Origin of the sequence: Pseudomonas sp. EL_65y_Pfl2_R95 (assembly GCF_963971045.1) — a bacterium.
Taxonomy (GTDB): Bacteria; Pseudomonadota; Gammaproteobacteria; order Pseudomonadales; family Pseudomonadaceae; genus Aquipseudomonas.
Genome location: NZ_CAXAOV010000006.1, coordinates 248,581 through 260,705, shown reverse-complemented (window position 1 = coordinate 260,705; position 12,125 = coordinate 248,581). Strand labels below are relative to the sequence as shown.

Annotated in this window: 10 protein-coding genes; 1 reads left to right on the top strand and 9 read right to left on the bottom strand. The window is 55.4% G+C overall.

From position 1 onward, the window contains the following. Positions 1–47: 47 nt before the first annotated feature. From glmM to rlmE, 4 genes are all read right to left on the bottom strand, one after another. The gene (glmM, locus tag AACY09_RS19335; protein WP_339490328.1) at positions 48–1,385 is read right to left on the bottom strand and encodes a phosphoglucosamine mutase; all 1,338 of its coding nucleotides are present in this window, start codon (positions 1,383–1,385) and stop codon (positions 48–50) included. Positions 1,386–1,405: 20 nt separating this feature from the next. After that, the gene (gene folP / locus AACY09_RS19330; protein WP_339490325.1) at positions 1,406–2,257 is read right to left on the bottom strand and encodes a dihydropteroate synthase; all 852 of its coding nucleotides are present in this window, start codon (positions 2,255–2,257) and stop codon (positions 1,406–1,408) included. A 167-nt stretch (positions 2,258–2,424) separates the two neighbouring features. Next, a complete protein-coding gene (ftsH, locus tag AACY09_RS19325) occupies positions 2,425–4,356 on the bottom strand; it encodes an ATP-dependent zinc metalloprotease FtsH (RefSeq protein WP_339490323.1) in 1,932 nt (643 codons plus the stop codon). A gap of 238 nt (positions 4,357–4,594) precedes the next feature. Further along, positions 4,595–5,218, bottom strand: coding sequence for a 23S rRNA (uridine(2552)-2'-O)-methyltransferase RlmE (gene rlmE, locus AACY09_RS19320; RefSeq protein WP_339490322.1), 624 nt, complete (start codon positions 5,216–5,218; stop codon positions 4,595–4,597). 102 nt (positions 5,219–5,320) lie between these two features. Here rlmE and yhbY point away from each other — a divergent pair, with 102 nt between their 5' ends. After that, positions 5,321–5,632 carry a ribosome assembly RNA-binding protein YhbY gene (yhbY, locus tag AACY09_RS19315; protein WP_339490321.1) on the top strand — a complete coding sequence of 104 codons (312 nt, stop codon included), beginning with the start codon at positions 5,321–5,323 and terminating at the stop codon, positions 5,630–5,632. Between the two features lie 53 nt (positions 5,633–5,685). Here the strand turns inward: yhbY and AACY09_RS19310 are convergent, their stop codons facing one another. The 5 genes from AACY09_RS19310 to dapB form a co-directional block, all read right to left on the bottom strand. Next, on the bottom strand, positions 5,686–6,084 hold the full coding sequence (locus AACY09_RS19310) for a DUF4149 domain-containing protein (RefSeq protein ID WP_339490508.1): 399 nt from the start codon (positions 6,082–6,084) through the stop codon (positions 5,686–5,688). A gap of 43 nt (positions 6,085–6,127) precedes the next feature. Then, positions 6,128–6,604 (bottom strand): transcription elongation factor GreA, encoded by a 477-nt coding sequence (gene greA, locus AACY09_RS19305; protein WP_339490320.1) that lies wholly within the window; start codon positions 6,602–6,604, stop codon positions 6,128–6,130. Further along, complete coding sequence (gene carB / locus AACY09_RS19300; RefSeq protein WP_339490319.1) at positions 6,601–9,822, bottom strand: carbamoyl-phosphate synthase large subunit; 3,222 nt, start codon at positions 9,820–9,822, stop codon at positions 6,601–6,603. The genes greA and carB overlap by 4 nt, the downstream gene beginning before the upstream one ends. A gap of 38 nt (positions 9,823–9,860) precedes the next feature. Next, complete coding sequence (carA, locus tag AACY09_RS19295) at positions 9,861–11,009, bottom strand: glutamine-hydrolyzing carbamoyl-phosphate synthase small subunit (protein WP_339490318.1); 1,149 nt, start codon at positions 11,007–11,009, stop codon at positions 9,861–9,863. Positions 11,010–11,216: 207 nt separating this feature from the next. Further along, a complete protein-coding gene (gene dapB, locus AACY09_RS19290) occupies positions 11,217–12,020 on the bottom strand; it encodes a 4-hydroxy-tetrahydrodipicolinate reductase (protein WP_339490317.1) in 804 nt (267 codons plus the stop codon). Between the last annotated feature and the right edge of the window lie 105 nt (positions 12,021–12,125).

The window sequence follows — 12,125 nt, the reverse complement described above, 5'->3', positions numbered from 1 at the left end:
AAAGAGGGCGCAGATGATACCCAGCGCCGCAGTGACTGGCAAGCTGTTCAACCACATACTTCTGCAACAATTTTAGCTAATTCATCAGCATAGCCGCGAACCACGGCCTCTTCCTCGCCTTCAACCATGACCCGAACCAGCGGCTCAGTACCAGATTTGCGCAGTAGAACACGCCCGCGACCGGCCATTTTCTCGGTGACCCTTGCACAGGCTTCTTTAACCGACGGATGCTCCAGTGGATCAACCCCGCCTTTAAACCGCACGTTAACCAGCACTTGCGGGCACTTGCGCATTCCTTGACGGGCTTGCGCCAATGGCTGTTCGCGCCGACGCACCGCCAGCAACACTTGCAGCGCTGCGATAATCGCATCACCGGTAGAGGTGTGCTGGAAGCAGACAATATGGCCTGAGTTTTCACCGCCCAGGACCCACTCACGCTCAAGCAGCTCGGCAATCACGTAGCGATCACCGACATTGGCACGGACGAAGGGGATGTTCAGCTCGGCACACGCCAGTTCAAGCCCCAGGTTACTCATCAAGGTGCCAACCAGGCCGCCGTGCAACTTGCCGCGCTCCTGCAGATCACGGGCAATGATAAACAGCAACTCATCGCCATCCACCAGGGCGCCGGTATGATCAACCATCAACACCCGATCAGCGTCACCATCGAAGGCGATACCCAGATCAGCTTCCCGGGCAACCACTTCAGCCTGCAGGTTTTCGATGTGCGTCGAACCGCAGTTGTGATTGATATTGAGGCCATTAGGCTCAGCCGACAGCACCACCACTTCAGCACCCAGCTCACGGAAAACACTCGGCGCAACCTTGTAGGCGGCGCCATGCGCGCAATCGAGCACTACCTTTAGCCCAGCAAAGCTGGTGCTACTCGGCACGCTGCTTTTGCAGAATTCGATATAGCGACCTGCAGCATCATTGATTCGCGACACCTTACCCAACTTCGCGGACTCAACCACGGTCATTGGCGTATCCAGCAAATCTTCAATCAGTTGCTCTACCTCGTCCGGCAGCTTGGTGCCCTGCCCCGAGAAAAACTTGATGCCATTGTCGTCATGGGGGTTGTGTGACGCACTGATGACGATGCCTGCATCGGCATGAAAGGTCCGCGTCAGATAGGCGATTGCGGGCGTTGGCATAGGCCCAAGCAGCATCACATCGGCGCCAGCAGCTGACAGCCCCGCCTCAAGCGCCGATTCGAACATGTAGCCGGAGATGCGTGTGTCTTTACCGATCAGAATTCGGCAAACACCCTGCTTACGAAATGCCATACCCGCCGCCCAGCCAAGCTTGAGCATAAACTCAGGGGTAATTGGATAATCGCCTACACGGCCACGAATACCGTCAGTGCCAAAATATTTACGTGCCATATATCGTCTTCCCTAAATAGTTATTCTGCAGTTTCAACCGCAGCAATCATCCGTACCACATCAACTGTTTCTGCTACATCATGCACCCGCAGGATGTGCGCACCCTTTGTCACTGCAAGGGCTGCAAGCGCCAGACTGCCAGGCAGACGGCCATCAACCTCACGACCCAGCACCCGACCAATCATACTTTTACGCGAGACGCCTACCAATAGTGGCCGCCCCAGGTCATGGAGCACCTCCATATGCCTGAACAAGCCCAGGTTGTGCTCAAGGGTTTTAGCAAAACCAAATCCGGGGTCCAGCAACAGCTTATCGAAGCTTATGCCTGCCGCCACACAAGCCTGCATACGCTCTCGCAAGAACCCCTCCACCTCTGCCACCACATCGGGGTATTGCGGATTCTGCTGCATGGTCGTGGGCTCACCACGCATATGCATCAGGCATACAGGCAAACCTGTAGCTGCCGCGGCCGCCAACGCACCTTCACGCTGCAATGAACGAACATCATTGATCAGCCCAGCGCCTAGACGCCCAGCCTCAAGCATGACCTCAGGCGCGGAGGTATCCACTGAAATAATCACATCCAGCTCAGCGGCGATCGCCTCTACCACAGGTGCGACACGCTCAAGCTCTTGCTCAGCAGTCACAAGCAGCGCGCCCGGACGGGTGGACTCACCGCCGATATCTATCAGCGTAGCGCCTGCCCGGCACATCGCCTCAGCGTGACGCAAAGCAGCATCACGCTGACTAAAGCGTCCACCATCGGAAAACGAATCAGGCGTGACATTTAGGATGCCCATCACCTGAGTGCGGGACAGATCAAGCTGCCGGCTACCACAAGGCAGCGGACTAAAATTTTGCTTTAGGGTCATCGAATACCTGAAAAAACCTTGAGCGACTCAAGCCACGCATTTTACCCCGCCTTTCCCAGCGAGCAACTTTTCCTGAACAGCCAAATCGACTGAGCCCTAAAGCAAAACGCCGGAATACCCCTCAACGAAGTATTCCGGCGCGCTTTACTCAATCCAGCGGCAGAGGCTTAAACGTCTGCTGCGGGACCACCAATCGGCTTCTCAGGCGATTCGGGCTTTTCCAGATTCGGCGTATCCAGGCTTGGATCAACCGGCGTGCCTGCATTACCACCGCCCGTCCAGTCACGTGGTTCACGCGGTGGACGACCACTCATGATGTCTTCGATCTGCTGAGCGTCGATGGTTTCATACTTCATCAAGGCTTCAGCCATGGCTTCAAGCTTGTCGCGGTTCTCTTCAAGCATGCGCTTGGCAGTGTCGTAGCAGCTATCAATGATGCTGCGAATTTCTTCGTCAATCAGCTTGGCGGTATCGCCAGAGATATTGCTGCTTTGACTGCCCATGCTGCGACCCAAAAAGACTTCGCCTTCTTCTTCGGCATACATCAACGGGCCGAGCTTTTCCGACAAGCCCCACTTGGTCACCATGTTCCGCGCCAATTGCGTGGCACGCATGATGTCATTCGAAGCACCCGTGGTGACGCCATCGAAGCCCAGGGTCATTTCTTCAGCGATACGACCGCCGAACAACGAGCAGATCTGACTGATCAGCGCACGCTTGCTCAGGCTGTAACGGTCTTCCTCAGGCAAGAACATGGTCACACCCAGCGCACGACCACGCGGAATGATCGACACCTTGTAGACCGGGTCATGCTCAGGCACCAGGCGACCGACAATTGCGTGGCCAGCTTCGTGATAAGCGGTGTTGAGCTTTTCTTTATCCGACATAACCATGGTTTTGCGCTCAGCGCCCATCATGATCTTGTCTTTAGCCAGCTCGAATTCTTTCATCTCAACCAAGCGCTTGCCCGAACGCGCCGCAAACAGCGATGCTTCGTTGACCAGGTTAGCCAGGTCGGCACCGGAGAAGCCTGGCGTACCACGGGCAATCACAGCGGCATTGACGTCTTCGCCCATTGGCACTTTGCGCATATGGACTTTAAGGATCTGCTCACGACCACGAATGTCTGGCAGACCCACAACAACCTGACGGTCGAAACGGCCTGGACGCAGCAACGCAGGGTCGAGTACGTCTGGACGGTTGGTAGCTGCAATCACGATGATGCCGTCATTGGCTTCAAAACCGTCCATCTCAACCAGCAATTGGTTCAGCGTTTGTTCACGCTCATCGTGACCACCACCCATGCCAGCGCCACGGTGGCGACCGACAGCGTCGATCTCATCGATAAAGATGATGCACGGCGCATGCTTCTTGGCCTGTTCGAACATGTCACGAACGCGCGACGCACCGACACCGACGAACATTTCGACGAAGTCAGAACCGGAAATCGTGAAAAATGGCACCTTGGCTTCACCGGCAACGGCTTTGGCCAGCAAGGTTTTACCGGTACCCGGCGAACCAACCATCAGCACGCCACGCGGAATCCGACCGCCGAGGCGCTGGAACTTGCCTGGATCACGCAGGAACTCGACCAGCTCACTGACTTCTTCCTTGGCCTCGTCGCAACCAGCGACGTCAGCGAAGGTTGTCTTGACCTGGTCTTCAGACAGCAGACGCGCCTTGCTTTTACCAAAGCTCATCGGGCCGCCTTTACCGCCGGCACCGCCTTGCATCTGGCGCATGAAGAACATGAACACGGCAATGATCACCAGGATCGGGAAGCTGGCAACCAGCAACTGAGTCCAAATGCTCTGACGCTCTGGCTGCTTGCCGACGATATCGACCTTATTGTCGATCAAGTCTTTAATCAGGCCATTATCCTGAATAGCCGGACGCACGGTTTCAAACGAGCTGCCGTCAGTGTGCACACCGCTGATGATGTAGCCATCAACCGTCACACGCTTAACTTCGCCCTCTTGAACCTGCTGAATAAACTCAGAATAATTGAGCTTGTTCGACTCGTTCGGACTGGAAAAATTATTCATCACGGTCACTAAAACCGCCGCAATGATTAGCCACAAGATCAGATTCTTTGCCATGTCGTTCAATTACCTACCCTCTGAAGCAAGCCCGTGCGCGAGCATGCCTCGCATGACGACCAGTTATTTACCGATCTAACTTACTACACAACGCCCCTTTGTTGCAGGCACCGTCTGTAACCCTTTATGAACCGCCAGTGGCGACTCGCGAAATTCTTCAGTCACGCAACACAACATACTACCCAGTTAAGACTGGCAACCTAGACCTTGGTTTCATAGCACCAGTCTCTCAGGCCGATTAATTACCGCGAAAACCGCGGCCGAGCATGTACTGCTCACGTGAACGGTCACGAGAAGATAAAGGCTTGCGCATTTGCACCTTCTCAAACATTTCACGCACCTGCTTGTGGTAGGTATCGAAACCTTCGCCATGGAAGATTTTGATCAAAAAATCACCACCCGGTTTGAGCACCCGCGCAGACAAGTCCAGCGCCAGTTCGCACAAATACATTGCACGGGCCTGATCTGCTGTCCTTACTCCACTCATATTGGGGGCCATATCGGAAATCACAAGGTCTACCGGATTATTTCCGATGGCTTCCAGAATCTGCGCGAACACTTCATCCTCGGTAAAATCGCCCTGGATAAAGGTCACATCGGGGATGCTGTCCATTTCCAGGATGTCGGATGCGATCAAAGTGCCCTTGTCGCCAATCACCCGACTTGTGACCTGTGACCAGCCACCGGGCGCGGCGCCCAAATCGACCACGGTCATACCGGGCCGAAGGATTCGGTCTTTTTCCTGTATTTCCAGCAACTTGTAACTGGCTCGCGAACGATAGCCGTCCCTTTGCGCCATTTTGACGTAAGGATCATCGAAGTGTTCTTTCAGCCAACGCTGGCTAGTTTTGGAACGCGCCACGTGGCACCTCTAATAACATGTGTGAATTTCTGGGCGAGCATTAAAGCGCTCGGGTAAACTGAGCACCATATTATTCACCAGATCAAACGCAGGGTTCAGATTATGCCGCTCACTCAAGAGCAGAAGAAACAATACAAGTCTATCGGCCACCACCTGAAACCGGTAGTAATGGTTGCCGATAACGGTTTGACCGAGGGCGTTCTAGCCGAACTAGAGCGCGCAATTAACGATCATGAGCTGATCAAGGTACAGGTCCGCATCACTGAGCGCGAAGACCGTATCACTGCGATCAATGAACTGTGCAAGTCGGTCAACGCTGAATTGGTACAGATCATCGGCAAAATGGCGCTGATCTACCGCAAAAACCCGAAAGTCAATAAAAACCTGTCGAACATCCACCGTCATCACGGCTGATGCGTAACGCTCGACCATCCACCACAACTGGAGGTGGATGGATCAAGCAAGCGTCAAGCGCGCTTACCGGGCACTGGTTGCAGCACCAGCAGCAAGCCACAGAACGCCAATACCATATAATTGAACAACTGCCAGCGTGGCGCCTGAACGCCAAGCCAGTGCACGGCAAAGTAGCCCGCAACCATCAACAACACCGTGAGCAGCAACTGCCCGCGAATGTCGCGCCACACGCTGGATAAACCATCCGCCGCAATCAGCACAAACACCTGCAATACCGCACAGCATCCCGCCAACCCTATCAACAAGGGCTTCAGGGAATTGTCCAAATCATCAATCAGTAGCGGCGCCAGCCCCAGCTTGGACAGCGCTGGCATCACCAGAAATTGCAGCAGCCAAATTCCACCCACCCAGAACGTCTGGGCGATTAGCCAACTGATCGAGCCCGCATTCAGTCGCGAGACAGCCCCTTGCGGAACTGCCCGCGCATCACCCGACTTAAATATGACGGACTTCGACAATTTCGTACTCAATCATACCGCTCGGGGTTTTAACCACGGCGACATCACCCTCTTCCTTGCCGATCAAGGCGCGAGCAATAGGGGAACTCACCGAAAGCTTGCCCTGCTTGATATTAGCCTCGTCGTCACCGACGATCTGGTAGGTCACGCTTTCATCGGTTTCGCAGTTGGCGATCTCAACGGTGGTGCCAAAGATTACCTTGCCGGTGTGAGGGATGGCCGTGACATCGATGATCTGGGCATTCTGCATGCGCCCTTCGATATCACGGATACGCGCCTCAACCATACCCTGCTGCTCACGAGCAGCATGGTATTCAGCGTTTTCCTTGAGGTCGCCCAGCTCACGCGCAGTACCGATGTCTTCGCTGAGCTTGGGACGCACCACCTTGGTCAGGTGCAAATGTTCTTCTTCCAGGGCGCGAGCGCCCTGGACTGTCATTGGGTATTTAGTCATGCCTTGATTCCTGCATGGAGATCCTGCAAGCGGCGCACGGTCTTCTCTGGACCAAACTTCAGCGCTTCACAGATTGCTGCACCCGCCGCCAGGGTGGTTGTGCAGCAGATCCGGTGTTGCAGAGCGTTACGACGGATCGAGTAAGAGTCAGCAATCGACTGACGCCCCTCAGTGGTATTGATGATCAGCGTGACTTCGTCATTCTTGATCATATCGACAACATGCGGACGACCTTCAGTCACCTTGTTGACGCGGCGCACAGGCAAGCCCGCAGCCTCGATCACTTTAGCAGTGCCTGCGGTGGCCACAACTTCGAAACCCAGCGAAATCAGGTCACGTGCAACGTCAGCCGCTTGCGGCTTGTCATCATCACGCACACTGATAAAAGCGCAGCCTGAGTTCGGCAGAATTTCGCTCGCACCCAGTTGAGCCTTGGCAAAGGCTTCGCCGAAGCTATCGCCAACGCCCATGACTTCACCGGTGGATTTCATTTCCGGGCCGAGGATCGGGTCAACACCCGGGAACTTGGCGAACGGGAACACCGCTTCCTTGACACTGAAGAACGGTGGAATGATTTCCTTGGTGAAGCCGATCTCGGCCAAGGTCTTGCCCGCCATCACGCGCGCTGCAACTTTAGCCAGCGACTCGCCGATGCACTTGGAGACAAACGGCACAGTACGCGATGCACGCGGGTTCACTTCAATAACGAAGATGTCCTCGCCCTGCACGGCCATCTGCACGTTCATCAAACCAATGACGTTGAGTTCAAGGGCCATTTTCTTGACCTGATCACGAATCTCGTCCTGGATGTGCGCTGGCAGCGAGTATGGCGGCAGCGAACAGGCAGAGTCACCGGAGTGAACACCCGCTTGCTCAATGTGCTGCATGATTGCGCCAATCACCACTTGCTCGCCATCGCTGACCGCATCGATATCGACTTCGATTGCGCAGTTGAGGAAGTGATCGAGCAGCACTGGGCTGTCGTTGGAGACCTGAACCGCTTCACGCATATAGCGGCGCAGTTCGTCTTCCTGATAAACGATTTCCATGGCACGGCCGCCCAACACATAGGACGGACGCACAACCAGCGGGTAACCGATGGTTTTCGAGGCGGCAAAGGCTTCGTCTTCGCTACGCGCTGTGGCGTTTGGCGGCTGACGCAGGTTCAGACGCTCAACCATTTGCTGGAAGCGCTCACGGTCTTCGGCACGGTCGATAGCATCCGGGCTGGTGCCGATAATCGGCACGCCTGCCTCTTCAAGGGCGCGGCACAGTTTTAGCGGGGTTTGCCCGCCGTACTGCACGATCACACCTTTAGGCTGCTCGACACGGACGATCTCAAGCACGTCTTCCAGGGTTACTGGCTCGAAGTACAAGCGATCAGAGGTGTCGTAGTCGGTCGATACGGTTTCCGGGTTGCAGTTGACCATGATGGTCTCGTACCCGTCTTCACGCATCGCCAGCGCCGCATGTACGCAGCAATAGTCGAACTCGATACCTTGGCCAATACGGTTTGGACCGCCGCCGAGGATCATGATCTTGTCGCGGCTCGACGGGTTCGCCTCGCACTCTTCCTCGTAGGTCGAGTACATATAAGCGGTGTCTGTGGCGAACTCGGCAGCACAGGTGTCAACGCGCTTGTAAACCGGCAGCACCTTCAACTTGTGGCGGTGGCTGCGCAGGTTCTTCTCGGTCACACCCAGCAGCTTGGCCAGGCGCGCATCAGAGAAACCTTTGCGCTTGAGCTTGAACATTACATCACGGTCGATGCTGGTCAGGCCCTGAGTCTTGATGCGCTCTTCATCCTTGATCAGATCTTCGATCTGCACCAGGAACCACTCATCAATATTGGTCAGGGCGAACACTTCTTCGACCGTCTTGCCTGCACGGAAGGCATCGCCGATAAACCAGATGCGATCTGCACCCGGCACAATCAACTCACGCTTGAGCGTGCTTTCGCTTTCCGGGTCTTTCAAATCGAGCTTCGGATCAAGACCCGCCACGCCCACTTCCAGACCGCGCAAAGCTTTCTGCAAGGACTCCTGGAAGGTGCGACCGATGGCCATGACTTCCCCAACTGACTTCATCTGGGTGGTCAGACGGGCGTCGGCTTTCGGGAATTTCTCGAAGGCGAAGCGTGGGATCTTGGTCACGACGTAGTCGATAGCGGGCTCGAACGACGCAGGGGTACGACCGCCAGTGATGTCGTTGGACAGCTCATCGAGGGTGTAGCCGACCGCCAGCTTGGCTGCGATTTTAGCAATCGGGAAGCCGGTGGCTTTCGATGCCAGTGCCGAGGACCGCGATACACGCGGGTTCATCTCGATCACGACCATACGGCCGGTGTTCGGGCAAATGCCGAACTGTACGTTCGAACCACCGGTCTCAACGCCGATTTCGCGCAGAACAGCCAGGGAGGCGTTACGCAGAATCTGGAATTCTTTGTCAGTCAGGGTTTGCGCCGGCGCAACAGTGATCGAGTCACCGGTGTGCACGCCCATCGGGTCAAAGTTCTCAATGGTGCAGACGATAATGCAGTTGTCCTTCTTATCGCGGACAACCTCCATTTCGTATTCTTTCCAACCGATCAATGATTCGTCGATCAACAGCTCGCGGGTCGGTGACAGGTCAAGACCGCGGGCACAGATTTCTTCGAACTCTTCACGGTTGTAAGCAATACCGCCACCGGTGCCGCCCATGGTGAAGGACGGTCGAATGATGCACGGAAAGCCGACCTTTTCGAGAACCGCGTAGGACTCTTCCATGCTGTGCGCAATACCGGAAACCGGGCACGCCAAGCCGATGTCTTTCATCGCCTTGTCAAAGCGTGAACGGTCTTCAGCCTTGTCGATGGTGTCAGCATTGGCGCCGATCATTTCGACGCCGAACTTTTCCAGCACACCGTGCTTCTCAAGATCGAGTGCGCAGTTCAGTGCAGTCTGGCCGCCCATGGTTGGCAGCAGTGCATCTGGACGCTCTTTCTCGATGATCTTGGCCACAGTCGACCACTTGATCGGCTCGATGTAGGTGGCATCCGCCATCGACGGATCGGTCATGATCGTGGCTGGGTTGGAGTTCACCAGGATGACCCGGAAACCCTCTTCTTTAAGCGCTTTACAGGCTTGAGCACCGGAATAATCAAACTCGCAGGCCTGGCCGATAACAATCGGGCCGGCGCCGAGGATCAGGATGCTTTTTATATCAGTACGTTTTGGCATTTTTACTCACTCGAATCCGTTGGTCACAGTCAGCAGGCTTAGCGGCGCTTGGCCATGGCTTCGATGAAGCGGTCAAACAGTGGCGCGACGTCGTTCGGACCTGGGCTTGCTTCAGGGTGACCCTGGAAGCTAAACGCAACTTTGTCGGTACGCTCGATGCCCTGCAGGGTGCCATCGAACAGCGACTTGTGAATTGCCCGAACATTGCCTGGCAAGGTCGACTCATCCACCGCAAAGCCGTGGTTCTGGCTGGTAATCATCACCACGCCTGAATCGAGGTCTTGTACCGGGTGGTTGGCACCGTGATGGCCGTGGCCCATTTTCATGGTTTTGGCACCTGAGGCCAGCGCGAGCAGCTGGTGGCCAAGGCAGATACCGAAAACCGGAATCTCGGTTTCCAATACGTCCTTGATCGCCGCGATGGCGTAGTCGCACGGCTCAGGATCACCCGGGCCATTGGACAGGAACACACCGTCTGGATTCATCGCCAAGACTTCGCTGGCTGGCGTTTGCGCCGGCACAACCGTCACTCGGCAGCCGCGAGCGACCAGCATGCGCAGGATGTTCAGCTTGACCCCGTAGTCGAACGCGACCACGTGATAAGGCAGTTCACTGGCAGGCACTTCAGCGTGGCTGTCGGTTTTCAGATCCCAAACGGTCGAGCGCCATTCGTACTGCTCAGTGCAACTGACGACTTTAGCCAGATCCATACCCTTCAAGCCAGGGAAGCTACGCGCCAATTCGAGGGCTTTTTCTTCAGTGGCGTCGTCGCCGACCAAGATGCAGCCATTTTGCGAGCCTTTTTCACGCAGAATGCGTGTCAGGCGACGGGTGTCGAGACCGGCGATGGCGACAGTGCCGTTTTCTTTCAGGTATTCATCGAGCGGCTGCTTGCTGCGCCAGTTACTGGCGATCAGCGGCAGATCACGAATAATCAGACCGGCTGCCCAAACGCGATTCGATTCAGCGTCCTCCGGCGTAATGCCGGTATTGCCGATATGCGGGTAAGTCAGGGTAACGATTTGCTGGGCATAGGAAGGATCGGTAAGGATTTCCTGATAGCCGGTCATGGCGGTGTTGAAAACCACCTCACCGATTGTATGGCCATCGGCACCGATGGCCTCGCCACGAAAAATGCTGCCATCAGCAAGAGCCAAAATGGCAGCTTTAGGGGCTGGCTTACTCAAGAAAACCTCCGAAGATCAAAGCTTGAAGCAAACGCAGATTGTAAAAAAGCGGGATGACGTGTGAACCGTCATCCCGCTTTTTTTATGAATTCATTCTGCGTAACTTTTAGTGGGCACACTAAAGCAGAAAGCTTACAGGAAGGTGGCTTTTTGGTCCACCCAACTTGCGCTAAAAATTCATCGATTCCCTGCCGCTGATCGAGTGGCTCAATTCAAACCTAAAACATCCTGCATATCGTATAAGTCAGCAGGCTTGTCTTTAAGCCATAAAGCAGCGCGCACGGCGCCCTTGGCAAAGGTCATACGGCTTGAGGCTTTATGGGTGATTTCCACCCGCTCGCCCTCTGCGGCGAACAATACGGTGTGATCACCCACTACATCACCCGCGCGCACAGTGGCAAAGCCGATAGTCTCGCGCTCACGGGCACCTGTCTGGCCTTCACGACCATAGACTGCAACCTTTTCCAGATCACGACCCAGGGCTTTGGCAACCACTTCGCCCATGCGCACAGCGGTGCCAGATGGCGCATCCACTTTGTGCCGGTGATGGGCTTCAATGATTTCGATATCAACCTCATCACCCAGCACCCGTGCTGCGGTGTCGAGCAACTTCAGACACAGGTTGACGCCAACACTGAAGTTAGCCGCGAAGACGATTGGGATCTGCTTGCCCGCTTCACTGAGCAACTGCTTTTCTTCAACGCTGAAACCCGTGGTGCCGATGATCATCGCCTTGCCCGCCTTGCGGCAGATCTCAAGGTTTTTCAGGGTGACGGTTGGATGGGTGAAGTCGATCAACACATCGAAATCATCGAGCACGGCGCTCAAATCGCCCGATAGCGCTACGCCGATCTTGCCAACGGCGATCAACTCGCCAACATCGGCGCCCACCAGACTGCTATCCGGGCGATCAACTGCTGCGCTCAGGCTTGCGCCATCCGCCTGTTGAACCGCTTCAATCAGGGTTTTCCCCATACGCCCAGCGGCGCCCATCACGGCAATACGTTGCATATCAATCTGCTCCAATCTGAAAACATAAAGGCCGGATGACCACGCCACCCGGCCTTTAGGAACCCCTGAAAAACTACTGCGCTAGGTATTGCCGTGTTGAAAAGC